This is a genomic window from Variovorax sp. PDC80 (assembly GCF_900115375.1).
Taxonomy (GTDB): Bacteria; Pseudomonadota; Gammaproteobacteria; order Burkholderiales; family Burkholderiaceae_C; genus Variovorax.
The window spans coordinates 84,639-110,541 of record NZ_FOWG01000007.1; the positions used below are offsets into that span (position 1 = coordinate 84,639).

The following is a 25,903-nucleotide window of genomic DNA, read 5'->3' on the forward strand; positions in this document are numbered from 1 at the left end:
TTGGCGGTGGGGAGGGTGCGTTCAGGCCGCGACCGGCCGCCAGGCATCGGCCCGGGCGCGGTCTTCGTCGATCTCGATGGCGCGCGCCCGGTCGGGCAGTTGCGCATCGTCGGTGCGGGCGCCATGCAGCATCGCGCGCACGAGCGTCGCGCCGCGTGCATCCACGCCGCAGAGGTCGGCGCCGCTGAAGTCTGCATGGCTCAGGTCGGCATCGCGCAGCGACGCGCGCTGCAGTCGCGCGTCGGCGAAATGGCACTGGTGCAGGTTGGCGGCATCGAAGCGCGCGCCCGGCAGCGTGGCGCCGGTGAACAGGGCCTGCGACAGATGGGCCCCGGCGAAAAGTACGCCGCTGCCGGAAGCGCCGCAGAAGATCGCCTGGGGCGCGCGGGCGCGCGTGAAGTCGGCGTCGTCGAGTTGCGCGTGCATGAAGTTGCACTGCGCGAGCGCGACCTCGCGGAAGTCGGCACCCGAGAGGCGCGCCTCGTTGAACTGGCAGGCCTCGAGCGCGAGGCCGCGGAACGACTTGCGCTCCAGGCCGGTCCTGTGGAAGGTGACCCGCCGCAGCGTCGCGCGCTCCCATGTCAGCCGCGACGCATCGCATTCGATCATCGCCGCATGCTCCCAGTGCGTGTCGTCGGCGTTCACGTCGACCAGGCTGCAGCTGCTGAAGCTGCTCGACTGCAGCCCCGCGCCCGCCATGCCCGCATGGTCGAGCGTGCAGCGCGTGAAGGTGGCCATGGCGAGCGCGGCACCCGAGAGCTGGGCATGCGTCGCGCGGCATTCGGAGAACACGGCGCCCTGCAGGTTGGCGTCGCGAAAGTCCGCATGGTCGATCTCGCACTGGTTGAAGACCGTGCGGCGCAGGTTGGCGCCGCCGAACAGCACGCCGCGCAGGTCGCAGCGATCGAACACGCATTCGCGCGCATCGGCGCCACGCAGGTCCGCCTCGTTCAGCTGGCTGCGCGAGAAGACACCGCCCGCCACGCGGGCGCCCGCATAGGCGCCTTTGCGGAAGTCCTTGCCCTCCAGGGTCTCGCCGAACAGGATCGCGATGCCCAGCAGCGTGGCGTTCATGCGGGCTGCTCCAGGGCCTGTGCGCGTGCATGCGCCTGGCGCGCGGCCGCTGCCTGCTGCTCGGGCGTCAGTCGCGGATAGGTTCGTGCGCGCGTCAACAAGGCCCCGTCGAAGCGGGCGTCGGCGTCGAGCTGAATGCGCGACAGGTCGGCCCCGAACAGGTTGGCGTTGCGCAGGTCGCAGCCGCGCAGGTCGGCATGCTGCAGGATCGCCTCGCGCAGGTTCGCGCCCGAGAGCCTGGCACCGGCCCAGCGCGAACGCGAAAGCATCGCGCCGCGCGCGCTGAGGAGTTCGGCATCGCAGTGCTCGAAGCAGGCGCCCGCGAGGTGGGCGCCGTCGAGCACGGCGCTCGTGAGCCGGGCCGCGCCCAGATCGCAGTCCGCCAGATTGGCGCCGTCGAGCCGGGCGTCCGACAGGTCCGCGCCGCGCAGCACGCAGGACTGCACGAAGGTGGCACCGGACAGGTTCGCACCCGCGAGGCGGGCGTCGTCGAGGCGGCATCCGACGAAGGTGCTGCCCGTGAAGACCGCATCGCGCGCGCTCAGGCCCTCGAGGCGGCATTCGAGAAACTGGCAGCCGGTCAGTCGCGCGCCATCGAGCACCAGGCCCCGCAGGTCGAGCTTGTGGAACAGCAGGCCGGCACCGCGCGCGCCGCTCCAGTCGGCCGGTCCCCAGCTGGTGTCCATCGACTGCAGGTTGTCGATGACGGCCTCGCGCAGCTGCGTGGCGACGAGCGCCGTGCCGCCGAGCTGCGCGCCCGTGAGATCGGCGCGGTCGAACACCGCGTTCGCGAGCCGCGCGCCGCCGAGGTTGCTGCCCTGGAGCTGCGCCTCGATGGCCACCGCACCTTCGAGGCAGGCGTGCGAGAGCACACAGAGGCGCAGCACCGCGCCCGTCAGGTTGGCGTTCGTGAGGTTCGCGCTCTCGAGCCAGGAACCCGTCATGTCGACGCCGCGCAGGTCGAGGTTCGACAGGTCGACGCCGGTCAGGTCGAAGCCCAGCCAGCGCCGGAAGCCGTGCGCCAGCATCCATTGCAGCTCGCGCCGGCGCTCGGCCGCCTGCGCCGCGGGCAGCGGATCCGCCGGTGGCTGGCGATGCGCCGATTGCAGGTAGTTCGAACGCGCAACGGCTTCCGCCTGTTGCAGCCGGGGCACGAAGGCATTGCGGTCGAAGGCCTTGCCGGCGCCGGCATGGGCCGATTCGAGGCGCGCGAGTTCGTCGCGCGCGCTGAACCGCGGCGGCCCGCGGTGCTGCGCCTGCTTCAGGTCGACCCGGTGTTTCTGCGCGAATTCCCTGGCGTTCTCGAGCAGCGTGACCGTGTCCTCCAGGGCGGCCCACTCCTGGGCTTCCATGTCCTTGATCGTGCGTTCGATGAAGGCGGGCATCTCCTCGGGTTTGGGCGGCTGCTGGCGCGGCGGCAGCCGAAGTCCCAGCGCATCGGGATCCTTGCCCTGGGTGCGCACTTGGTCCCGTGCCATCTCGACGTCGATCGCGGCGCGGCGGTACTGCGCGTCCTCCTGAAGCCCGTCGGGGCGCAGCGCGGCCTGCGCGGCTTCGGTGGCGGGATCGGCGGTGTCGATGCCCGGCGGCAGCAGCGCGCTGTCGTCGAGCGCATGGAGCGCGGCATGCCTGCCGGTGGCGCGCTTGTTCAGCGTGTCGAGGTAGTGCTGCGGATCGCGCGGCTCGTCGATGCGCTCGACCGCGCCGAGCAGGCGCGTGATGTCGCAGGCATCGTCGCGCCCGGTCTGCGCCAGCCCGTGAAAGACCAGCACCAGCCGTTCGGCATGCGGAAAGCACCAGACGGTGGTGAGCTGCATCGGGATCTCGTCGAGCGTCGCGGGCTCGCCGCTTCCCTGGTCCGGCGCGCGGCCCGCGAACACACGCACGCGCAGGCCCGGCAGGCGGCCCGCGACGTAGGGCCGGTCGGGATGCATGTGATCGAAGGCGAAGTCCTCGTCGCCCTTCAGCGGTGCATCGAACCATTGATCCTGGCTCGCGAGATTGAAGAAGCGCCAATCGGTATCGGGCGCGAACCCGGGCGCATGCCGCGTGAGCCAGTCTTCGTCGTAGGTGCCACGCCAGGCCGCGCGCTGCGGATGCGTCAGATCGAGCGGACCGAAGGCCGCCGGCGCGATGGCCTGGTCGATCTCGAGCAGGCGATCGTGCGGCAGTTCGAGGTGCGGCAGGGCGCGAATGCCTTCGAGCACCGCGCGGCCCTTGCCCTGCGGATTCGCCGGGTGATCGGGGCCGCCGTAGGCATGGGCCCAGTCGAGTGGAATCTTCGAGAACGGCAACGGTGCCGTGGGGTCGCGCCCTTCCCATCGACGCTCGCCGAAGACCAGCACGGTCTTCTCCCGCTGGCCGACGCGCGCGCGCACCGCGACGGCGCGCGTGTCCACCGCGGGCGCGTAGGCATGGCCATGGACCAGGAATTCGGGATGCAGCTTCGCGATGCCTTCGTCGATGACTGGCGACGCCATTTCCTTGGCAAGGAAGTCCCACATCGACTGCTCGGCCCAGAGCGTGCCGCGCTCGGCCTGGGCGAAGGGGACATGGAGGTAGCCGGAGACGCTGAGGCCGAAGCGGTGGCGGAACTCCATGGGGCGGAAGGACAGGCCCAGGGATTGGGGTTTGATGATGTGCATGGAAGCTAGGTGCGAGCGACTATCTGTTTGCCTTCTCACTTAGAAGGTGGCTCGCTTTCGCCTGATTTGGAGGCATCGCCCGAGCCGGGTTCGGGCGGCGGATCGTCGAGCCCTTTCGGGCGTTGAGGGCCGCGGTCCGGGTGGAGGCTCCGATCATTGGGACCCCAGACACGAGTTTCTGCGCGCTCAAAGTAAGGGCTGTAGTCCAGATCGCCGGGCCGAGGAACACGACCTGGCTTGTTGGGATCCACGTAGTAGTCGTAGTAGTCCTCCGTGAACTCGTCGCCCTTGGTTGATTTCGTGCTGGTGGGCGCATCGTCTGCCATCGAACGAGAGGGGCTGTCCATCAGACGACGCAGCCGCGCTGCGAGTCCGGGGTGGCCGGCATCGGCCGCCGCCTGGGCTGCCTCCTTCAGTTCTGCATTCGCGTCGCTGAACTGCTCACCCATCTCGCCGAGGCCAAGGAATCCAGAGCCGATGCCAAACACCAGCCCGAGTGCAGAAGCTTGGTAAGCATAGACAGCGGCAGGAGCGCTCAAGGCTTTTGCGCCGCCGGCGATGGCTTGGCCATTGCTTGCTGGCGCAAAGATCTTCAGTGGCACCATCTCGATGCTCGATACGCTCGCAGTGCTGATCGTGGCACCGGTCGTCATTTCCATGTCGAATCCGATGGTGGTGCGCAGCGAACCTGCAAAAGCAGCATCCATGGCGATACCCAGGAAGGTGCTACGGGCGAGCCCTATATTGACGTCGCTGGATGTCCCCATGTAGGCACCGTTGTTGGAGCCGTAGGCTGTGACGTTGTTTTCGATGGATATCTGATTGATGCCGCCAGCGGCGATGATCGACGCGTCGGTATTGCTCATCAGCGTGAACTTGTTGGCCATGATCGAGTACGGTCCCTTGGGGGACTCCAGCACCATCGAGTTCGCCCCCGTCACCTTGAAGTCGATGTGCTTCGCCTCGAAGATCATGTTGGTGGCCTTGTAGCCGAGGTTGCCGTCGACCACGATGGTTTGGTTGCCTTTGACCTGCCGTCGTTCGTCGCCGTCCGTCATGTCCTGCCGGGATGACTGCGTGTGAGTAAACAGGTCACCCTTGACCGTTGTCGACTGAACGCCATCCACCTGCGTCACCTGGTTCGACACCACATGGGTGTGCTGCTCCTCGCCGATCTTCGTGCGCTGCGTCAGGTCGACCTGATGCGATTCGTTCTTGCGAATGTGCAGCTTGCGCTCATGGTCCACCAGCAAGGTCTGGTCGCGGTGCACGTGCGTGTGCTGGTCGCGATCCACGCGCAGCCACTGATCGCGGCCGATGCCGGTCGTGTCGTCGTGCTCCACATTGCGCCGCATGTCCCGCTCCGCATGCACCGACAACAGCTCCTCCCCCTTGCGATCCTCGAACTGGATCTCGTTGTAGTTGCTCGCATCGCCCCCGGGCGTGGAGCGCGTGCGAAAGCCGCTCTGCGTGGGCGACTTGTAGGGGATGGGCTGGTCGTCGTTGTAGACCCGTCCCACGATCACGGGCCGGTCGGGGTCGCCGTTGAGGAAGTCGACGATCACCTCCTGACCGATGCGCGGCGCGAAGTAGCCGCCCCAGCCCTTGCCGGCCCAGGGTTGCGACACGCGCACCCAGCAGGTCGACTTCTCGTTGCTCTCGTCGTAGCGGTCCCAGTGGAAGTGCACCTTCACGCGGCCGTGCTCGTCCACGTGCAGCTCGTCGCCTTCGGGGCCGACCACGATCGCGGTCTGCGGGCCGGGCATGGTCACGCGCGGCGTGAGGCGCGGCGGGCGGAACGGCAGCTGCATCGGCAGCACGGTGAGGAAGAACACGCAGACGCCGCGCTGGGCATCGTGCAGCGTGCGCTCGGTGCGGATCAGCTCGTCGAGCACGCCGTCCGCGCCGTCGTTGACCGCATCGCCCGCGATCAGGCCGCACAGCCGCTCGGCATGCCATTTGCGCGTGCGCTCGTCGTCGGCGCCTTCGTAGCCCGGATGGGTGATGACGAAGCTGCAGGCGCCGATCAGGTGTTCGCCGCGTGCCAGCTCGGGCGCGTCGCCTTCGAGCACGAAGCTGCGGCCCACGCCCACATCGGGCCAGGTCGTCACGGCCCAATGGCGGTCTCGGCGCGCGATCAGTTCCTCGCCGCGGATCCTGGCCGTGGCCTCGGCGTGCTCGACGCTGAAGTAGTCGCCCGGGTATTCGAAGTCCTCGAACTCGGCGAGCTCGTGCTCGTCGGCGGCGTCGATGGTGGCGCCGATGTTCTTGCGAATGGCCTTGAAGTCGCTGTCGCGCGCCGCGTGCTTGCCGGTGTCCAGCCGCTGCGTGGAGATCCAGCGCGTGATCTCGTTGAAGCGCGCCTCGCCCGCGACGTCGGTGTAGTGCAGCACCGGCGTGGCCGGCAGGCGCTTGTGCGCGACGAAGCTGGTGTCGGCGAGCTGCAACCGGCCCGGCTCGTCGTGCGCGTCGAACCAGTAGTAGATGCCCTCGGCCTCGAGCAGCCGCGAGAGGAAATCGTGGTCGCTCTCCTGGAACTGCACGCAGTAGCGATGCGGTTCGTGCGCGCCGATCACGCCGTCGGCATTGGTCTTGCGGATGCGCCGCGCCGGGCTGTCCTCGAACACGCCGTTGAGCACATCGAGCACCGGCTTGTCCTGGAAGATGCGCGAGTTGCGCCGCTTGGTCAGCAGCCAGAACCAGGAGCGCAGCGTGATGCGGTAGCGGTGGTAGCGCCCGGTGCGGCCTTCGCGCAGGAAGCGCACGGCGTGCCCGTGGCAGTGGCGGGTATGCGGGAGCTCATGGGCATCGAGGAAGTCGATGCCGATGTCGAAGGCGCGGCCCAGGATGTCCTTGGGTTGCACATGCCCGTTCTTTGACAGCACCGTGAGTTCGTAGATCGCGGCGCGCGACAGGCCCTCGTGGCCGATGAGGCTCCAGAACATGAGGTCGTTGGCGACGGGGGAGTCGGTGTCGATGCGGATGTCGTGCGTGTGCATGGGTCATCGATTGTTCGAAATCGGCGGGCGCGGCGCGATGGTCGTTCCGCTCGAATGGATGGCCGCGCGTCCTGCAATGGCCGCGAATTCCTCGGCCGCAGCCGTTCGCTTCAAGGTTTCACCCCCACGAGCCGCAGGAGATTGCCGCGCGCCACCAGTTCCCGCGCCTCGGGAGCGAGCTGGCCCAGGACGTTCTGCACGCTCGCGAACTTCATGGCCTCGGCGTCGGCCGAGCGGTGGCTTGCGTCGGTGCCGATCAGGAAGCGGTGGGGCTGGGCCTCGATCAGCGCGAGCCATTCGGGCCAGACGTTCTGGCCGTCGCGCAGCACGGTGTAGTCGGGCGAGCGCGGATGGCGCGGCCAGGTGCGCGCGCTGAGTTCGTAGTGCAGATTGGGATGCCGATCGAGCAGCCGCCGCGCGAGGAACAGCGGCGTGTAGCCGCCATGGGCCCAGATCACGGGCACGTCGGGAAAGCGCTCGAGCATCTGTTGCAGCTCGGCCATGCGCGTGGATTCCACGTGCACCATCACCGGCAGCCGGTACTTGCGCGCGAGCGTCATGATGCCGGTCATGGTCGCGCCGGTCGGGCTGTAGTCGGTCTCCGCGAAGCCCGATGCCGGGAAGTGCGCGGCCGAGATCTCGCCGATGCCCTTGTAGAGCCCGGTGGCCAGCAGCGCGTCGAGCTGCGCGAGCAGGGCCGGATCGTCGGCGCTCCAGCCCGGACGGTAGATGCTGCGCTCGGGCGAGATCGAGGCGAAGGGGATCAACCGGTCGGGATGGCGCTTCGCGGCCTCGGCCACTGCATCGTTGCTGCTGCGCCCGCCCCAGAACACCACGGCATGCGTGGCGCCCCAGCGGTCCATCAGCGCGAGCTGCATCGCGAGGTCGTTGAGATGCACGTGCGCGTCGGCGAAGGGGATCATCGGCGCGACGGAGCGCGCATCGGGCAGCGGCACGGTCTGCGACCAGGCCGGCAGGGCCACGGTCCACAGCAGGCCCGCGCGCAGGCAGAGCGCGCGCGCCAGGCGGTGCAGTCGTCGTCGATCGGTCCAGTGCATGGCGTGTCCTCGTGCGGCGGGAGGGCCTTCGCCCCGGGGGAGATGCACGTTAAACGCGGGGAGAAGGAAAGACGGTCAGCGATTGGTAAGCGTCAGCCGAAAGAGATAGGGGGTGGTCGTGGGGACGCTGCGTGCCCCCACCCCGGCCCTCCCCCAAAGGGGGAGGGGGAAAGTCCCTCAGCGCTGCAGCAGGGACCTGGCACGCTGCACGCGCGCGAGGCTTTCGCCACCTCGCACCTGCGCGAGCGCCCGCGACAGTCCCGCGCGCTCCGCCTCGCGGGCGTCGGGCCGTTCGCAGAGTTCGATCCACGCCGCGAGCGCGGCCCAGGCCGATTGCTGCGCCACACCGTGGTGCAACGCACGCTCGAGCGCGCGTCGCGATTCGGCATCGTCGTGCTGCGCGGCGTGCCAGCGGGCATCGAGCCGGTGGATGTCGCTGAGATGGCCGGCTTCGCCGAACTGCTCGGCACTGTGCAGCCCGGCGTCGATCTCGGCGCGGGCCTCGTCGAGCTGGCCGGCGCGCAGCGCCACCTCGGCCGCGTACAGGTGGACCTGGCTCGCGCCCGCGAACATGCCGCGCTGGCGGTGCCGCTCGAGCGCCGCGCGGATGCGCTGCGTCGCGCTCTGCGCGGGCCGGCGCGGCCCGTGCCCGGCGATCCAGCCGTCGAACCACAGTGCCGGGCCCTCGGCCTGGCCGATGTCGTCGGCACCGGCCGCGGCCTGCAGGGTGGGCAGCATCTCGGCCACCAGCGCGGCTTCGCCGAGCGCGGCGCCCGCGGTCGATGCACCCCAGGCGGCCAGCATGCTGGCCATCGGCGCGCCGAGCCGCAGGGCGCGTTCGCGTGCCCGCGCGAGATGCTGCAAGGCGATGTCGATCTCGCCGACCATCACCAGCGGCAGCGCGGAATTGGCGAGCATCGACACCACCGGGTCGATCGGAAACGGCGCGCCCGCGATGCGCGCCTCGTCGCGCGCGCAGATCGCGAGCCCTTCGCGCAGGCAGCTCGCCGCCGCCGCGTAGTCGCCCTGGAACGACAGCGTGGTGCCGCGCAGGTTCATGGCGCAGACCACCACCGCGGGATCGTCGAAGCGCCGGCCCAGGGCCTCGACGCGCTCGGCCATCCGCAGCGCCTGCCGGTAGTCGGCGCGCGCCATGTGGATCCATCCGAGGCCGCCATGGATCCAGCCATGCGCGGCGGCCGCCGGCCGGCGTTCGCAGAGCTCGAGCGCGCGGGCCAGCGAGACCTCGCGCTCGGGCGCCGCGAAGCCCAGGTACTGCGCGAAGGCCACGGCCTGGTGGGCATGCAGCCCGAGTTCGAGCGCATCGCGCTCGGGTGGCGGCAGCGCATCGCTGCGGCCGAGCAGCGCCAGCGCCCGGCGCGCGAGCCGCACCGCTTCCTGCGGCGCGAAGCGCGCGACCGCGAGCCGTGTCGCCTCCGCGCTGTGGCGGATCGCGGCGGTCGCGTCGTGGCTGCGCTCGTGGTGCTCGGCCAGCTCCGCGGCCGCCACCGGCAGGCCGAGCGGTGCCATGGCCTCGAGGCCCTGTGCCGCACGGCGGTGCAGTTCGGCGCGCCGCGCCGCGCCCAGGCGCTGATAGAGCACGTGGCGATGCAGCGCATGGCGAAAGGCATGGCGGGCGTCGAAGCTGTCGTCGGCCAGCCGTTCGACCGCGAGCGGCACCAGCCACTGCCCCTGCCTGGCGAGCCGGTCGATCTGCGCGCGCACCGACAGCCGCGAGCGTTCGAGCATCGAGGCCAGCGGTTGGCTCCAGAACTCCACGCCGAGCACCGAGGCCGCCTCGAGCAGCGACTGGTCCTCGGGCTCGAGCAGCTCGAGCTGCCGCTCGATCAGGTGCGCGAGCCCTTGCGCCAGTCGTGCCGGCGGCTCGGCGAAGGCGTCCGGCGGAGGCCCGACCGGGCCGTCTTGCGTGTCCGCGTGCTCGCGGTCGGCGGCATCGAGCCAGGTCGCGAGGTACAGCGGCAGGCCGCCGGTCTGCGCATGCAGCCGCTGCGCCAGGTGGGTCGATGGGGGCTGCCGTGCATAGCGGCCCGCGAGGTACTCGGCCACTTCGCCCGCGGAGAACGCGGCCAGTTCGAGGCCACGCGCCAGGCCGCGCAGCCGCAGCCGCGCATGCAGGTCGGCCACGGCGGTCGGCCGGCCCTGCGCATCGGCGGGGCGCAGGCTCGCCACCAGCATCCAGCGCGCGCGTTCGCGCCGGCTGGCCAGGTGCTCGATCAGTTGCAGCGAGGGCAGGTCGCTCCACTGCAGGTCCTCGAGGACCAGGAGGATGGGCTGGGGCTCGGCCAGCCGGTCCAGCATCTCGCGGAACTCGCGCAGCACGCGCCCCGGACCCACGCCGTCGATCTCCTGCCGCAGCGCGAGCCGTTCTGCCTCGCTCGCATGCCAGGGCATCTGGGCCAGCCAGGTGGGCGCGATGCGCCGTATCCGCGGCACCGCGCCCGGGTGGCTGCGGCACAGGCCGTTGAGCGCCTCGAGGATCGGCATGTGCGGCTCGTCCTGGCCGCCCTGCTCGACGCACTGGCCGCGTGCCACCAGCACCGCGCCCGCATGCCGCGCGAAGTGGTCGATCAGCGTGGTCTTGCCGATACCGGCCTCGCCGATCACGAACACCAGCTGCGCCGTGCCTTCGCGCGTCTGCTGCCAGGCCGCATGGAGCGCATCGAGCGCGGCCTGGCGACCGACCATCCGGTCGCCGGCCTGCTGCACCCAGGCGGGCGGGGCTACCGTGGCGCCTTCGATGCCGGCGATGAAGCGGTAGCCGCGGCGCGGCACGGTTTCGACGTAGCGCGGCTGCGAGGGATCGTCGCCGAGCGCGATGCGCAGCTGGTTGATCGCGGTTTTGACGACGGCGTCGCTGACCACCTGCGCGGGCCAGACCTGTTGCAACAGCGTGGCCTTGGCGATCAGCCGGCCGGGGTGGCCCGCGAGCGCGCAGAGCAGCGCGAAGACCTTGGGTTGCAGCGCGACGGGCGCGTCGTCGCGCAGCAGGCGGCCGGCGGCCGCGTCGAGCACGAAGGGACCGAAGCGCAGGGGCGGAAGCGGGGCACTCACCATCGGTTCATCGCGGGGCGTCGGTTGCGAGGCGGCGGGGCGATGCGCATCGGGCGATTGTCATGGGGCAGGGGCTCGCTGGGTGGGATGTACCGATGCCGTCGGGGTGAATGCATGCCGCCCGCGGCACTCGAAGTCCTCCAGACGAACGAGGCACGGCGTTTTTCAAGCCGTGGATCTCGGGGTGCGCCAGAATCCCGGACCGATCCCGCTCGACCTCCCGCCCCCATGCACCGCACCGTCGCCCTGCTCGTTTTCTCCGGCGTCCAGTCGCTCGACGTCAGCGGTCCGATGGACGTGTTCTCGGAAGCCAACCGCTTCCTGCCGAGCGAGGACCACTACCGGCTCGAAACCATCGGCGTGGAGCACGGCACCATGCCATGCTCGAACGGCCTCTCGCTGCAGGCGCATCGCCACTATGCCGAGGTCGACGATGCCTTCGACCTGCTGCTGGTGGCCGGCGGCCCGGCGCTGGTGCGGCAGCATTTCGATCCGGCGCTGTACCGCTGGCTCGAGGCCGCGAGCGCGCGGGCCGCGAGCTTCGGTTCGATCTGCAGCGGCGCCTTCATCCTCGCGCGTGCCGGCCTGCTCAATGGCCGCACCGTCACCACGCACTGGAACGACGCGGCGGCGCTGGCCAGCCTGTGCCCGAGCGCGCGCGTCGAATCGAACCGGCTCTTCAACCAGGACGGCAAGCTCTACACCTCGGCCGGCGTCACGGCCGGCATCGACCTGTCGCTCTACCTGCTCGCGCAGCACCACGGCAACGAGGTGGCGCTGCACGTGGCCCGGCGGCTCGTGGTGTTCACGCAGCGCGCGGGCGGGCAGTCGCAGTTCAGTCCCTTCCTCACGCCGCAGCTCGAGCCGGCCTCGCCGGTCGCTCAGGTGCAGCAGTACGTGATGGCGCACCTGGGCGACGAGCTCACGGTGGCGGTGCTGGCGCGGGTCGCGCACATGAGCGAGCGCAGCTTCGCGCGCACCTTCGCGCGCGACGCGAAGCTCACGCCGGCCGAATTCGTCGAGAGCGCGCGGCTCGATGCGGCGCGCGTGATGCTCGAGAACGGCCAGGCGCCGATGAAGACCGTGGCCTTCGCCTGCGGCTTCCACGACGCGCATCGCATGCGCGCGGTGTTCCTGCGCCGCCTGGGCGTCACGCCGCAGCAGTACCGCGCGAACTTCGGCAGCACGCGGCTCGCGACGCAGCCCGGGGGTTGACGGCGGCGCGCCGGCGCGTAGACAATCCGGCCCGCAGTCGCCTTAGCGGCGCGCTGCCGTAGGCGTTACCGTCATCCAACGCGTCCTTTGTCGAGTGGTTCCCAGCAGGGAGATCTCGATGCAAAGACGCCACGGTATGCCCTCCCTCTTCCTTTCGTTCGTCCTGTTCGCCTTCCTGCGCTGCATTGCATCGCGCGGCCGGCACAGGGTCTTTTCGCGCCCGTTCGCGAAGAGCGTTGCGAGGGTTGCCATGGCTTTCTCCATGACCTCAACCCATCGAAAGACAGCCATCATGAAAACCACCGGCAACACCATCCTCGTGACGGGCGGCACCAGCGGCATCGGCCGCGCGCTCGCCGAGGCCTTGCACCGGCGCGGCAACCGCGTCATCGTCACCGGCAGGCGCCAGGCCCTGCTCGACGAGGTCACGGCCGGCCGAGCCGGCCTGTTCGGCCTGCGGCTCGACCTCGACGATCCCGCCTCGCTGCCAGGCGTCACGCGGGAGGTGCGCGAACGCTTTCCCGAGCTCAACGTGCTGATCGCCAATGCCGGCATCTCGCGCGCGGAAGACATGCGCGCCGATGCCTGGAGCGCCACCGATGCCGAAGCGATGGTGCAGACCAACATCCTCGGCGTGCTGCGCACCGCGGCCGCGTTCCTGCCGCTATTGAAGGGCCAACCCGACGCGAGCTTCATCGCGACCGGCTCGGCCCTGGCCTTCGTGCCGCGCGCCGACTTCCCGGTCTACTGCGCGAGCAAGGCCTTCCTGCACTCGTGGCTGCAGTCGCTGCGCCACCAGCTTCGCGCGGTGCCGGTCGAGGTGCTCGAACTCGCGCCGCCCTATGTGCAGACCGAACTCACGGGCAGCGCGCAGGCCTCGGACCCGCGCGCCATGCCCGTGGGCGCCTACGTGGCGGAGGTGATGCGGCTGCTGGAGCGCGGCGATCATCCGCATGGCGAGCTGATGCTCGAGCGCGACCACGCGCGGCGCTGGGCCGAGCGCGATGGCCGCTATGAAGCGGTCTTCGCGTCGCTGAACCCCTGCTGAAGCGCACCCCCAGGCGCCATGCCATCATCGTTGGATGAACTCTCACAGTGCATTCAACAGTTCCGATGCGGTCGCCAGGTACGCCGAGGGCCCGAAGCGCAACGTGCCCGGCCACAGCGGCCTGCTGCCGATGACGCGCATCCTGCTGGCCGAGCGCGTGCCGGCCGAAGGCCGCGTGCTGGTGGTCGGCGCCGGTGGCGGCCTCGAGCTCGAGGACCTCGCGCTCGCCCACCCCGGATGGCGCATCCACGGTGTCGACCCGAGCGCGCCGATGCTCGATCTCGCGGCCCAGCGGCTCGGCCCGCTGACGTCGCGCGTGGCCCTGCACGAAGGCTATGTGCAGGACGCGCCCGAAGGCCCCTTCGATGGCGCCACCTGCCTGCTGACCTTCCATTTCGTGCCGCCCGACCAACGCCTGCCGACGGCGCGCGAGATCCATCGCCGCCTGAAGCCGGGCGCGCCCTTCGTGGTCGCGCACCTCAGCGTGGAGGACGGCGAGGGCCAGCGCGAGACCTGGATGAAGCGCTACGCGGCCTTCCTCGTGTCATCGGGCTCCGACCCGAAGCAGGCGGCAGCCACGAGCGAGAAGGTGCAGAAGGAGCTGGCGATTTTGTCGCCGGCGCAGGACGAGGCGATCCTGCGCGAGGCGGGGTTCAGTGGGGTGCAGCTCTTCTATGTGGGGTTCACGTTCAGGGGGTGGGTCGCCTATGCGTGACGGCGATCGGCTGTTCAGGCAATCGTTCGCGAATCCAGTTCCCTGAGCAAACGCTGCAGCTGCGCGACCGACGCCTCGTCGAGCCCTTGCAGCGGGAGCCTCGGCACCCCCGCCTCGAACCCCCGCAGGCGCAGCCCCGCCTTCACGGTCGTCGGCAGTCCGCCCTTGAGGATGAACTGCAGCACGTCGAGTTGCCCGTAGAAGATCGTTCGCGCCGCTTCCATGTCGCCCGACAGGCAGGCGTCGTAAAGCGCGACGGGCCAGGCCGGAACGATGTTGGGCGCCGCCGTGCACCAGCCCACGGCGCCGGCCGCGAAGGCCTCGAGCGCCAGCGGATTGCTGCCGTTGAAGAACGGGATCTCGCCGTTCGACAGTTGCCGGATCCGGTGCATGCGCTGGATGTCGCCGGTGCTCTCCTTGACCATGGTGACGTTCGCGATGTCCCGCACGATCCGCACGATCAGTTCGGGCTGCATGTCGACGCCGCTGGTCGCGGGGTTGTTGTAGAGCATGACCGGCAGGCTGATCGCGTCGGCGATGCTCTGGTAGTGGCGAAAGATCTCGGCCTCGCCGAGCTTCCAGTAGGACACGGGCAGCACCATGACCGCGTCGGCGCCGGCCGCTTCGGCGAACCGGGCCTTGCGCACCGCGTTGCGGGTCGTGAGGTCCGAGATGCCGACGATCACCGGCAGGCGCTTCGCGACCTGCGCGATCGACGCCTCGGCCACGGCGTCCCACTCCTCGTCGGACAGGTAGGCGCTTTCGCCGGTGCTGCCCAGCGGTGCGATGGCATGGGAGCCCGACAGCACCAGCCGCTCGACCACGCGGCGGCTGGTCTCGATGTCGACGGCGCCGCTGCGCTCGTCGAAGGCCGTGATGGGATAGGAAACGATGCCGAGGATTTTCTTGTTCATGAGATTGAATGAGCAAAGGGTGGATGGAAGAAAGCGATAGGTGTCAGGCCGAAGCCGCCGGCTGCTGGGCCGCGAGCTTCTCGGCCATGAGCTGCGCGAGCAGGTCGAAGACGGCCCGGATGTGGGGCAGGTACTGCAGGTCGTACTGCACGCTGATGAACAGCGGCACGCGCGCGAAGCGATCGGGCAGCAGCCGGATCAGCCCGAAGGACTCGGCCTCGGCATAGGAAGGCAGCAGTACCACGCCCAGGCCCTCCTGCGCTGCGAACAGCTGCGAGAACATGCTGGTCGCGCGGAAGCCGATGCGCGGCGCATCGACGAACTCCTCGAGCCAGCGCGCCGAGGGCAGGTAGATGGGGTCGTCGATGTAGCCGATGAAGAAGTCCTGCGCCAGGTCCTCGGGCCGCGCGATCTCGCGGCCCGCCAGATAGGAGGCGCTGGCATAGAGATGGAAATGCACGTCGGCCACCTTCTGCGTGTGCAGCGACTTCGGCGGCGGCTCGAAGAAGCTCACGAAGATGTCGGACTCGCGGCGTGCGATGTCCACGTAGTTCGAGGTGGTCGCGAGCTGGATCTCGATCGCCGCGAAGCGCTCGTGCAGCTTCCTGACCGCGCGCGAGATCAGCATCGCGCCCACGCCTTCCATCGTTGCGATCGAGACGGTGCCGGCGTTCTGCCCGAAGCGGTCGGCGGTCAGTCCCTGGATTTCGTGCAAGGCCGTTTCCATCTTCTCCACCCTCGTGAACACTTCCCGCCCGAACGGAGTCAGGACGATGCCCTTGCGGTCGCGCCGGAACAGCGTGCCGCCCGAGCTGTACTCCACCTGCGCGAGGCGACGGCTGATGGTCGACTGGTCGACGCCCAGCTTGCGCGCGGCGGGTGCGAGCGCACCGCCGCGCGCGACTTCGAGCAATGCGCGCAGGTGGTCCCATCCGAGTTGATCCAGGGGCAGGTGCTTGGTGGCCATGGCGTTGAAGGCTGAACGAAGGAGCGAAGACATTAGTCCAGCGGGGGCCCGGGCGCCATCGGTGCAAGCTTGCGGTTCAGGCCGCGGCCCGGGTCTCCTTGGTGTCGCGCAGCCAGATCGCGCCGATCACGAAGGTCATGAGCGCGCCCGCGATCGGATAGGCGAGGCCGGCATAGATGTTCCCGTGCTCGGCCACGAGCGCGAACGAGATGGTCGGCAGCAAACCGCCGAACCAGCCGGCACCGATGTGATAGGGCAGCGACATCGAGGTGTAGCGGATGCGCGCGGGGAACATCTCCACCAGCAGCGCCGCGAGCGGCCCGTAGGTGATGGCCACGAAACCCATGAAGACCAGCAGGATCAGCACCACCATCGGCGAGTCGATGCCCGCGCGGTCGGCCGTCGTGGGATAGCCCGCGCCCTGGAGCGCGGCGCCGATCCGCGCGCGGAAGCCGTCGATCTCGGCCTTGCTGGCGGGCTCGAAGGCATTGCCGTTCGCGACCAGCCGTCCCTGCACCGAGGCGATGGCCTGGTCGCCGATGGTCACGGTCGCCAGTTCGCCGGCGGCCGCGTCCTTGACCTCGTAGCTGGCCGCGCTCTGCGCCAGCACGCGCTTGGCGATGTCGCAGGAGGTCCGGAAGTCGACATCGCGCGCGATCGGGTTGCCCTGGAACGAGCATTCGCGCGGGTCGGCCGTCAGCACGATCGAGGCGCTCTGCTGGGCCCGTTCCAGCGCCGGGTTCGCGTAGTGCGTGAGCGCCTTGAACAGCGGGCCATAGGACAGGGCGGCCACCAGGATGCCGATCATGATCAGCCACTTGCGGCCGATGCGGTCCGACAGCGCGCCGAAGAAGATGAACAACGGCATGCTCAGCACCAGCGAGGTCGCGAACAGCGTGTTCGCGTAGATCGGATCCACCTTGAGGATCTGCGTGAGGAAGAACAGCGCGTAGAACTGCGAGGTGTACCAGACGATCGACTGCCCGGCGCACAGGCCGAACAGGCAGATCAGCACGATGCGCAGGTTCTTCCATTCGCCGAAGGCCTCGCGCACCGGCGCCTTGCTGATGCCGTTGCCGGCCTTGAGCTTGAGGAACACCGGCGACTCCTTCATCGAGACCCGGATGTAGACCGAGAGCACGAGCAGGCCGAGCGAGATGATGAAGGGGATGCGCCAGCCCCAGGCATCGAACTGCTCGGGCGACATGGTGCTGCGCACGCCGAGGATGACGACCAGCGACAGCAGGAAGCCGAGCGTCGCGGTGGTCTGGATCCACGCGGTGCTGGCGCCGCGCTTGTGCGGCGGCGAATGCTCGGCCACGTAGGTGGCGGCACCGCCGTACTCGCCGCCGAGCGCCAGGCCCTGGCACAGCCGCAGCACGATCAGGATGATCGGCGCGGCCACGCCGATGGTGGCGTAGTTGGGCAGGAAGCCGACCGAGAAGGTCGAGATGCCGATCAGCAGCAGCGTGATCATGAAGGTGTACTTGCGCCCGATCATGTCGCCCAGGCGCCCGAACAGCACGGCGCCGAGCGGCCGCACGATGAAGCCCGCGGCGAACGCGAGCAGCGCGAAGATGAAGGCGGCCGAGGGGTCGAGCGCCGAGAAGAACTGCTTCGCGATGATGGTCGCGAGCGAGCCGTAGAGGAAGAAGTCGTAGTACTCGATGACGGCGCCCACGGAAGAGGCCACGATGACCTTCCTGCCTTCCGCGCGATGAGTCGCACCCGTCAGGGTTGCGGGGATGTCCATGCTTGTCTCCTGTCTTGTGGTTCTGGAGGGAGGAGGCCGCCCGGTGGGGCTCCTCCCTGGCCGGCCACGTGGCGTGGCCGGTGGCGGGCGCTTCAGGCCTGGCGGCGCGCCCGGATGTCGGCCACCACCTTGGCGACCTGCTCGGCGCTGGCGCCCTTCACGCGCGCATTGATGCGCACGGTGCCGAAGCCGACGAACAGCACGAGCTCGTCGGGGCCGGGCGCGCCGGGGATCGCGAGCGTGATGCCGTCCATGGCGTCGTAGTCCCAGGCGTCGTCGGCGCCGCCGAACAGCAGGTCGACCGAGCCGCCGGCCGTCGACACCTTGGCATTGCCCGGAATCAGCGCGGGGCCCGCGCCCAGGCCGGTGCGCATGGCCAGGCCCAGGCGCGGATGGATCAGCGCCGCGCCGTGTTCCGACTCGCCGGCCGTGCCCACCAGCGCGGCCTTGCCGTAGGCGCGGGGCTTCTCCTCGCCCGCGAAGTGCGAGAGAGCGCGTTCGGTCAGCAGCGTGCCGATCTCGACCGAGCGCTGCGCGAGGTCGGCCAGCTCGGCGTCGGTCGCGGCGCCGCGGCCCGCGCAGGGGTTCTTGAAGATCGCGGCGGCGACCACGTGGCGCGAAGGCGCGGCGGCGGCGCGGCCGCCCTCGGCGAGCGTGTTCCTCTCGAACACGAAGATCTGTCGAATGGTCTCGAGCGTTGATGGGCTCATGGGGTCTCCGTCCTGTGGATGTGGCTGAATCGCCAGGTCCCTGCGTCGCAGGGGCTGAAGTGGCGGACGGAGATTAGGTTCGCGAGGCCCTTCTGTCAGTTTGCAAGAACGCAAGCGGGCTTGCGTTTTTGGGCCTGGCGGTGGACGTCGATGCGCGCTGGCAGGGAAGAATGACCGGGGCAGGCCGCTAGCGCTTTTCCGAACTCAGCTTCGAACGATGCGCAGCCTGCTTGGCGCGATTGCCGCAGACGGCCATGCTGCACCAGCGGCGAATGCGTCCACGCGTCGTGTCGAGAAACATCAACGTGCAGGCCGGCCCCTCGCATGCCTTCACGTGGGTGAAGTCGGCGGTCGTCAAGAGCTCGGCCATGGATTGGGCGATCGGCAGCAGCAGCGAATCGGCGGAACGCCAGCGGCGGCGGCGCACCCATACCAGCTCGGAGGGCTCGTCCCCGGAGGCCGACGCCTTGTCGCGAATCTCGATCTGCTCGAACGCCTCGTCGCGCGCCAGCAGCCGGTTCAGCGCTTCCAGCTCCTTGAAGGATTTGCGCGTGAGCCGCGCGCCCTGGTGCTGTCGGACGAAGGCCCTGAACCACTCGCGCAATGCGCGCGCCTGCGCGGCCACCGCATCCAGCTCGCCCGGACCGGCCGCCTCGCCCAGTTCTCGCAGCACTTGCGGATCGACCATGCCGGCCTCTCGCAGCCAGTTCAACAGGTCCTCGCCCGAGCCGAGCCACTCCACCTGCGTGTCGGTCGGGACGGCCACCGAATTCAGGAAGTCGAGTGCGCGCGAATCCGCCAGGAACATCGGCGGGGGCCGGACCTCGCTCATTCGCGATCTCCTGGTCGCGGGCAGCGAAGTCCTCGGCGCGGTTGCGCGTGGGCACACGGGATCGAGCATTTCATTGGGTATCGATGGGTCATGGGATCGAAGCTCCTTGCAGTCGCAATGCGCACATCGGTGGATGCCGGTACAGCGAAGTTCCGGGCATTTTCCCCCGCCGCGGTTCCGGCACGGCACCGCGGGCAGCGCGAAGAGCGGATTCTAAATAACTTAGCCAATATAGTTTGACAGGTTATTCAGAAGGCTCTAATCTCGGCGCCGAACAGATGACAGGCATCGGGTTTCGAGCGGTGGTTGGCCATCGAGCGCCGGGCCGGCGCGGGAGCTCCCAAAGCGAGGAGGGAGCCATCCAAGGAACGCGAGGAACGCATGAAGAACACAGTGGCCATCGTGTCGGGCGCCAGCCAGGGGATCGGGCGCGAGACCGCCATCCGCCTGGCCAGTGATTTCGGCCGGCTGGTGCTCGTCGCCCGGAGCGAAGAGAAGTTGAAGCAGACGGCACAACGGGTCGAGGCCGCGGGGGCGTCCAGCCTGGTCATCGTCTCGGACCTGGGCGAGCCGTCCGCTGCCGCCGAAGTCGTCGAGCGCACGATCGGCGAGTTCGGCCGGATCGATGCGGTGGTCAACATCGCGGGTGCGGTGCCGCAGGTGGACCTGCTGGAGATGACCGACGCGCAATGGGACGCGGGCCTCGGCCTGAAGCTGCACGGCGCGCGCAGGCTGACGGTGCATGCGTGGAAACATCTTTGCGCGACGAACGGGGCGGTGGTGATGACCTCCGGGAACTCGGCGCTGTTCCCGAAGGCTTCCTATGCGGCCGTGGGAACGGTGAACGCCGCGATCGTCGCGCTGGCCAAGGCATTCGCCGACCTCGGGATCCGCGACGGCGTGCGCGTCAACAGCGTGCTGCCCGGGCCCGTCATGACCGGGCGCCGTCGTTCGTACCTCGCGCACTGGGCGCCAGCGCACGGCATGAGCTTCGACGAGGCGCTCGAGAGCTTCCCGAAGGAGGCAGGGATCGCCCGCTATGGAGAGCCGCGGGAGATCGCCGAGCTGATGGCCTTCCTCGTGTCGCCGGCGGCGCGCTGGCTGACCGGCACGGCCGTCCGCATGGACGGCGGCGAGGTCAAGGCCGTCTGATTCGAGACCGTCGGGCGGCCTCGCCGCAGCGGCATCCAGGTCGAAGTTTTTATCAACAACCGGAATCATCCAATGTCGGAATCAGTCGTGATAGTGACGGGCGCGAGCTCGGGGATCGGCAAGGCCACGGCCCTGCGGCTCGCCAGGAACTTCTCGTGCGTCGTGCTCGCCGCGCGCAGCGGGGAACAGCTGGAGCAGGTGGCGGCGCAGGTGCGCGCACTGGGCGCGCAGGCGCTCGTCGTCGAAGGCGATCTTGGCGATCCCCAGGCCGCCGAGACGGTCGTGGCGCGGACCCTCTCGCAGTTCGGAAGAATCGATGCGCTGGTGAACGTGGCCGGCGCGGTCCCGGGACTGGACCTGTTCGAGATGACCGACGCGCAATGGGACAGCGGCCTGGCACTGAAATTCCATGGCGCCCGCAGGCTCACCTTGCGCGCGTGGGAGGCGTTGAAGTCGTCGAAAGGCGCCGTGGTCTTCATCTCGGGCACTGCCGCGGAAGCGCCGAAGGCGGCGTCTGCCGCCGTGGGCACGATCAACGCGGCGATCGAGGCGCTGGCAAAGGCTTTCGCCGATCGCGGCATTGCCGATGGCGTTCAAGTGAACAGCGTCTCGCCGGGCGCGGTCATGACGGGCCGGCGCATGGGAATGATCGAGAAGCTCGCGAGCGCGCGCCATCTCGACCTGGACGCTGCCAAGGCCGCGGTTCTCGCGAGTTCGGGCATCGCGCGTTTCGGCGAGCCGGAGGAGATTGCGGATCTGATCGCCTTCGCCGTGTCACCGGCAGCACGCTGGATGACCGGCACGGTGCTGCGCATGGACGGCGGCGAGATCAAGTCGATCTGATCGGCGCAGCCCGATATCCCTGAGCCGGTGCGGCCGACCACCGCGGACATCAGGCCGCGGCGGCATGCCCGCCGCGTCGGTCCACGCGCTCAGTGGCGCGCCGCTTCGCTGCCGAACGCGCGGGCCGCGTCGGCGATGAGTCCGATGACCTCGCCCGGCGCCGAAACGCTCGGCGCGTGATCGGCCGCGATCGAGCGTTCGACCGCCTGCATCCGCTGCGCCATGAAGCGCTGTGTCGAGGCCGCGATCATCCGATCGTCCTGCGCCACCAGGTACCACGCGGGCCGGGTCTTCCACAGCGGCGGCCCGACGGGCACCGTGATGCATGACACGGAGATCGGCCGCTGCACGGCCGCCAATACGCGTTGGTCTTCCGGCGAGGCGTTCTGTGCGAATGCATCGGCAAAGGCTTCGTCGGGAAGCCAGATCCATCCGTCGCCGTCGGGCGCCAGCCGCGGCGCTTTCTCGTGCGGCTCGGCGCGTCCGAAGACCTCCAGCACCGTTTCCCCTTCGTCGGGCGCAAGCGCCGCCACGTACACCAGGCCCGCCACGCGCTGCTCGGTGATCTGCGCGATCACCGCGCCCGCATAGGCATGCCCGACCAGGATCAACGGCCCTTCGATGCGTGCGAGGCTGCGCTTCAACGCGGCCACGTCGTCGGCAAGGCTCGTCAGCGGCAGCGGGGCCGCGACGGCCTCGATGCCCGCCTGCTCCAGGCCCGCAATCACCCTTGCCCAGCTGTATCCGTCGGCCCAGGCGCCATGGACCAGCACGGCGGTCATACCGCGATCATTCATCTTGTGCTCCTTCGTTCGACTCCCGCTCCTGTGCTCCCGATCCGGACCGCTGGGCGGTCTCTTCGCTCCACCGATTATGCCTCTAAGTAACTTACTTAATGTTATTTGAACGGTTACTCTGTTGGGTGTCGAATGACTTGGCGTCGCTTTCGATGGACAGATGGCGTAGGTGAGGCGGGAGTCGGATGTGCCCGCGGCGCGGCCTCCTATTCGGGACCTGCCCCATGCTTTTGGCAGGAAGCGCACCCGATCTGGCAGTCCCTGCCCCCTCGGCCGCGCGCACGGGGCGTCGGCGCGCCGGACACTGGGTTCGCACTTTCGCCAACCCCGATTCCCGGAGAACCCATGAACGAATCCATTGCCGGCATCCGTATCCCCGACAGCCAGATGGCGCGCGAGGCCACCGAGCTGGTGCGCGACACCGAGACCACGCTGCTGTTCAACCACTCGCGGCGCGTGTTCCTGTTCGGCGCGCTGACCGGCGAGCGCCGCGGCCTGGCCTGCGACCCCGAGCTGCTCTACATCGGCGCGATGTTCCACGACATGGGGCTGGTCGCGCCCTACAGCAGCAGGACCGAGCGCTTCGAGGTCGACGGCGCCAATGCCGCGCGCGATTTCCTGGTGCGCCACGGCATCGCCGAGCCCGAGGTGGAGCAGGTGTGGGATGCGATCGCGCTGCACACCACGCCGGGCATTCCGCAGCACAAGAAGCCGGTGGTGGCGCTGGTCACCGCGGGCGTCGAGATGGACGTGCTGGGCCTGGCCTACGACGCCTTTCCGACCGAGCAGCGCGAGGCGGTGGTGCGCGCGCATCCGCGCGAGGCCGACTTCAAGGAGGGCATCATCGATGCCTTTGCCAAGGGCACGCGCTTCAAGCCCGAGACCACCTTCGGCAACGTCAAGGCCGACGTGCTGGCGCTCAAGGACCCCACGTACAAGCGGCTCAACTTCTGCGGGATGATCCTCGGCTCGTCGTGGAACGACGGCGCCTGCGGCGTGCCGGGCTGCCGGCACTGAGCAGGTTTTCTAGCTCGCCGTGGTCACGTGCACGCCGGGCCGGCGGCCATCGTTCCAGCGGCCGCCGATCGCGCGCTCGATCTGCGCGCCGAGCTGCAGCAGCAGGCCGTCGTCGGCCTGCTTCGCCTGCAGCTGCATGCCCAGCGGCAGGCCGTGCTCGTTGAAGGCCAGCGGCAGCGAGATGCCCGGAATGCCGCAGAGGTTGGCCAGCGGCGTGTAGGCGAAGTTCTGCCAGAGGTTGTCGAACCAGTCGAGCACCGAGGGGTTGTCGCTGAGCGTGAGGTATTCGGTGGTGCCGACGCGCGGCGTGGGCAGCGCGGTGATCGGGGTGAGGATGATGTCCCACGCCTCGAAGAAGGCACCGAAGCCGCGCGCGGTGGTGTTGAACACCGTCTGCATCCTGAAGCGCTCGGCATAGGAGATGTCGCGCCCGGCCTCCCAGATCTTGATGTTGATCGGCTCGATCAGGTCGGCCGGCGGCTGCTCGAGGCCGAAGCGCGCGAGGAAGCCCTCGATGGTCTGCGCGAAGTTGCTGATGTAGCAGGTGGTCTGGGCCGCGAAGGCGGCGCGGATGTCGACCGCGGGCAGCGCCCATTCGACATGGTGGCCCAGGCCCTCGAGGAAGCGCCCCACGCGCTCGAGCTCGGCCGCGATGTGCGGCGTGGCGCGGAAGTCGCCCCACTCGTGCGACATCGCGATGCGCAGCGGCTTCGGGTCGCGCTCGATCAATTGCGTGTAGGGCTCGTCGGCCTTCCAGTAGGGCATGAACTCGCCGGGCGCGCCGCCGCGGCAGTGGTCGACGAAGGCCGCGGTGTCGCGCACCGTGCGGCTGTGGCAGCCCTGGATCGACACCAGGCCCGTGAGGTCCGACAGCGCCGGCGCGATCGAGAACACGCCGCGCGAGGGCTTGAGGCCGATGTTGCCGTTCACGCCCGCGGGAATGCGGATCGAGCCGCCGCCGTCGGTGGCGTGCGCCAGCGGCAGCACGCCGGCTGCCACCGCCGCGCCCGTGCCGGCCGAGGAGCCGCAGGTGGTGTAGTCGAGGTTCCAGGGATTGCGCGTGACGTAGACGGCCGGGTTCTCGGCCGAGCTGCAGACGCCGAACTCGGGCGTGGTGGTGCGCCCGATGATGTTGAGCCCGGCCTTGCGGATCTGCTGCGTCAGGTGGGTGTCGGCGGCCGCGCGCTGGCCCTTCATCAGCAGCGAGCCCATCTCCTGCAGCCGGCCCTTCATGGTCGGGCCCAGGTCCTTCATCAGATAGGGCACGCCCGCGAACGCGCCCGCCGGGTTCATGCCGTCGGCCAGCGGATCGGCCACCACGTCGTCGAAGACCTCGACCACCGCGCTCAGCGCGGGGTTGGTGAGCGCGATGGCGGCGCTGGCCTGGGCCGCGAGCTCGGCCGGCGTGACCTGCCCGCTGCGCACCAGCGCGGCGAGCCCCACGCCGTCCTGTTCGCTCCATGCCTGCCAGCTCATTGCCAAAGTCATCCGTCGCTCCTGTCGAGAAAAGAAAAGGGGGCGTGAGCCCCGTGTGCGCCCACTCTAGCGAAGACGCGGTGTGCCCGCGCGCCAGTCGTGTATTGGGCCGTGCGTGCAACGTAGTGTGTGGATTTTTCGCGCGGATACACAGGCATACGCGATCCGCGGCGCGACGGCATGGCGCTCGAAGAATGCGCTCCAGCCCCGGGACAGGGGCCACGCGACTTCATCCAATCCAGAGGAACATCCCATGCACAAGACCACCGACAAGACCGCGAGCCGGGCCACGCGCCGCGGCTTCTTCGCCACCTCCGCCGTGGCCGGCGCTGCGAGCTTCAGCCTGCTCTCGGGCACCGAGCTGGCACGGGCGGCCGGCAGTCCCGAGGCCGATGCGCAAGCGGCAGCGGCCTATCCGCCGAAGCCGCGCGCGCCCACGGGCGACACGGCCGTACGCCCGTTCCGCGTCCACGTGCCCGAGGCCGTGCTGGCCGACCTGCGCCGCCGTGTGAAGGCCACGCGCTGGCCCGACCGCGAAACCGTGAGCGACCTGTCGCAGGGCGTGAGGCTCGAGAAACTGCAGCCGCTGGTGCGGTACTGGGGCAGCGGCTACGACTGGCGCAAGGCCGAGGCGCGGCTCAATGCCCTGCCGCAGTTCATCACCGAGATCGACGGCCTCGACATCCACTTCATCCACGTGAAGTCGCGCCATCCCGATGCGCTGCCGCTGGTCATGACCCATGGCTGGCCCGGCTCGGTGATGGAACTGCTCAAGACCATCGACCCGCTCGTCAACCCCACCGCCCACGGCGGCCGCGCCGAGGATGCCTTCCACCTCGTGCTGCCCTCGATGCCCGGCTACGGCTTCTCGGCCAAGCCGCGCAGCACCGGCTGGGGCCCCGACCGCATCGGCCGCGCCTGGGACGTGCTGATGAAGCGGCTGGGCTACCCGCGCTACGTGTCGCAGGGCGGCGACTGGGGCTCGGTCATCTCGGACAGCATGGCGCGCCAGAAGCTGCCGGGCCTGCTCGGCATCCACGTCAACATGCCGGCCAGCGTGCCGCCGCAGGTGGCGCGGGCGCTCAACAACGGCGACCCCGCGCCCGCCGGCCTCGACGACAAGGAGAAGGCGGCCTTCGATGCGCTGAACTTCCTCTACAAAAAAGGGCGGCGGCTATGCCGCGCTGATGGTGACCCGGCCCCAGACCCTGGGCTATGCGCTCGAGGACTCGCCCGCGGGCCTGGCCGCCTTCTTCTACGACAAGTTCACCGAGTGGACCTACAGCGGCGGCGACGCCGAGAAGTCGCTCACGCGCGACGAGATGCTCGACGACATCACGCTCTATTGGGTGACCAAGACCGCCACCTCGGGCGCGCAGCTCTACTGGGAGAACAACGCCAACAACTTCAACGCCGTCGACATCTCGATCCCGGCCGCGGTGACCGTGTTCCCGGGCGAGATCTACCGCGCGCCACGCCAGTGGGTCGAGGCGGCGTACCACAACCTGATCTACTTCAACGAGGTCGACAAGGGCGGGCACTTCGCCGCCTGGGAGCAGCCGGCGCTGTTCAGCGCGGAGTTGCGCGCGGCGTTCCGTTCGCTGCGCGGTTGAAGG

General features: G+C 69.3%; 18 protein-coding genes and 1 pseudogene. 7 read left to right on the forward strand and 12 right to left on the reverse strand.

Annotated elements, in window-relative coordinates:
* Positions 1 to 21: 21 nt before the first annotated feature.
* The 5 genes from BM109_RS20595 to BM109_RS20615 all read right to left on the reverse strand — a co-directional run bounded on the left by BM109_RS20595 (position 22) and on the right by BM109_RS20615 (position 10,848).
* Positions 22 to 1,074 (reverse strand): pentapeptide repeat-containing protein, encoded by a 1,053-nt coding sequence (locus BM109_RS20595; protein ID WP_093346398.1) that lies wholly within the window; start codon positions 1,072 to 1,074, stop codon positions 22 to 24.
* Complete coding sequence (locus BM109_RS20600) at positions 1,071 to 3,719, reverse strand: DUF2169 family type VI secretion system accessory protein (protein ID WP_093346401.1); 2,649 nt, start codon at positions 3,717 to 3,719, stop codon at positions 1,071 to 1,073. Before BM109_RS20600 ends, BM109_RS20595 begins: the two co-directional genes overlap by 4 nt.
* Before the next feature lie 35 nt (positions 3,720 to 3,754).
* Positions 3,755 to 6,718 carry a type VI secretion system Vgr family protein gene (locus BM109_RS20605; protein WP_093346403.1) on the reverse strand — a complete coding sequence of 988 codons (2,964 nt, stop codon included), beginning with the start codon at positions 6,716 to 6,718 and terminating at the stop codon, positions 3,755 to 3,757.
* A 110-nt stretch (positions 6,719 to 6,828) separates the two neighbouring features.
* Positions 6,829 to 7,776 carry an amidohydrolase family protein gene (locus BM109_RS20610; RefSeq protein ID WP_093346406.1) on the reverse strand — a complete coding sequence of 316 codons (948 nt, stop codon included), beginning with the start codon at positions 7,774 to 7,776 and terminating at the stop codon, positions 6,829 to 6,831.
* 177 nt (positions 7,777 to 7,953) lie between these two features.
* Entirely contained in the window at positions 7,954 to 10,848 is a 2,895-nt protein-coding gene (locus tag BM109_RS20615; protein WP_177239415.1) for an ATP-binding protein, read from the reverse strand.
* 228 nt (positions 10,849 to 11,076) lie between these two features.
* Here BM109_RS20615 and BM109_RS20620 point away from each other — a divergent pair, with 228 nt between their 5' ends.
* The 3 genes from BM109_RS20620 (at position 11,077) to BM109_RS20630 (ending at position 13,826) form a co-directional block, all read left to right on the forward strand.
* Positions 11,077 to 12,063, forward strand: coding sequence for a GlxA family transcriptional regulator (locus BM109_RS20620; RefSeq protein ID WP_093346411.1), 987 nt, complete (start codon positions 11,077 to 11,079; stop codon positions 12,061 to 12,063).
* 292 nt (positions 12,064 to 12,355) lie between these two features.
* Entirely contained in the window at positions 12,356 to 13,111 is a 756-nt protein-coding gene (locus BM109_RS20625) for an SDR family oxidoreductase (protein WP_093346414.1), read from the forward strand.
* Positions 13,112 to 13,145: 34 nt separating this feature from the next.
* Complete coding sequence (locus tag BM109_RS20630) at positions 13,146 to 13,826, forward strand: class I SAM-dependent methyltransferase (RefSeq protein WP_093346416.1); 681 nt, start codon at positions 13,146 to 13,148, stop codon at positions 13,824 to 13,826.
* Positions 13,827 to 13,840: 14 nt separating this feature from the next.
* Here the strand turns inward: BM109_RS20630 and BM109_RS20635 are convergent, their stop codons facing one another.
* The 5 genes from BM109_RS20635 to BM109_RS20655 all read right to left on the reverse strand — a co-directional run bounded on the left by BM109_RS20635 (position 13,841) and on the right by BM109_RS20655 (position 19,002).
* Positions 13,841 to 14,740, reverse strand: a complete 900-nt coding sequence (locus BM109_RS20635; protein ID WP_093346418.1) for a dihydrodipicolinate synthase family protein — start codon at positions 14,738 to 14,740, stop codon at positions 13,841 to 13,843.
* Between the two features lie 43 nt (positions 14,741 to 14,783).
* Complete coding sequence (locus BM109_RS20640) at positions 14,784 to 15,707, reverse strand: LysR family transcriptional regulator (RefSeq protein WP_093346421.1); 924 nt, start codon at positions 15,705 to 15,707, stop codon at positions 14,784 to 14,786.
* Between the two features lie 76 nt (positions 15,708 to 15,783).
* Positions 15,784 to 17,460 (reverse strand): MFS transporter, encoded by a 1,677-nt coding sequence (locus tag BM109_RS20645; RefSeq protein WP_093346423.1) that lies wholly within the window; start codon positions 17,458 to 17,460, stop codon positions 15,784 to 15,786.
* Positions 17,461 to 17,552: 92 nt separating this feature from the next.
* Positions 17,553 to 18,170 (reverse strand): amino acid synthesis family protein, encoded by a 618-nt coding sequence (locus BM109_RS20650; RefSeq protein ID WP_093346426.1) that lies wholly within the window; start codon positions 18,168 to 18,170, stop codon positions 17,553 to 17,555.
* A gap of 187 nt (positions 18,171 to 18,357) precedes the next feature.
* Positions 18,358 to 19,002: a CGNR zinc finger domain-containing protein gene (locus BM109_RS20655; RefSeq protein ID WP_218159397.1), complete on the reverse strand. Its 645-nt coding sequence runs from the start codon at positions 19,000 to 19,002 to the stop codon at positions 18,358 to 18,360.
* A 381-nt stretch (positions 19,003 to 19,383) separates the two neighbouring features.
* On the opposite strand from BM109_RS20655, the gene BM109_RS20660 reads away from it, so the two are divergent.
* Together BM109_RS20660 and BM109_RS20665 are read left to right on the forward strand one after the other, a co-directional pair.
* Entirely contained in the window at positions 19,384 to 20,154 is a 771-nt protein-coding gene (locus BM109_RS20660; RefSeq protein ID WP_093346427.1) for an SDR family oxidoreductase, read from the forward strand.
* Positions 20,155 to 20,226: 72 nt separating this feature from the next.
* Positions 20,227 to 20,997 (forward strand): SDR family oxidoreductase, encoded by a 771-nt coding sequence (locus BM109_RS20665; protein ID WP_093346430.1) that lies wholly within the window; start codon positions 20,227 to 20,229, stop codon positions 20,995 to 20,997.
* A gap of 89 nt (positions 20,998 to 21,086) precedes the next feature.
* Here BM109_RS20665 and BM109_RS20670 read toward each other — a convergent pair whose 3' ends face one another.
* Positions 21,087 to 21,779, reverse strand: a complete 693-nt coding sequence (locus BM109_RS20670; protein ID WP_256222685.1) for an alpha/beta fold hydrolase — start codon at positions 21,777 to 21,779, stop codon at positions 21,087 to 21,089.
* A 360-nt stretch (positions 21,780 to 22,139) separates the two neighbouring features.
* On the opposite strand from BM109_RS20670, the gene BM109_RS20675 reads away from it, so the two are divergent.
* Entirely contained in the window at positions 22,140 to 22,811 is a 672-nt protein-coding gene (locus BM109_RS20675) for an HD domain-containing protein (protein WP_093346435.1), read from the forward strand.
* A 9-nt stretch (positions 22,812 to 22,820) separates the two neighbouring features.
* Here BM109_RS20675 and BM109_RS20680 read toward each other — a convergent pair whose 3' ends face one another.
* Positions 22,821 to 24,299: an amidase gene (locus BM109_RS20680; protein WP_093346438.1), complete on the reverse strand. Its 1,479-nt coding sequence runs from the start codon at positions 24,297 to 24,299 to the stop codon at positions 22,821 to 22,823.
* A 241-nt stretch (positions 24,300 to 24,540) separates the two neighbouring features.
* Here BM109_RS20680 and BM109_RS20685 point away from each other — a divergent pair.
* Positions 24,541 to 25,900, forward strand: a pseudogene (locus BM109_RS20685) (epoxide hydrolase family protein).
* The last annotated feature ends 3 nt before the right edge of the window (positions 25,901 to 25,903 follow it).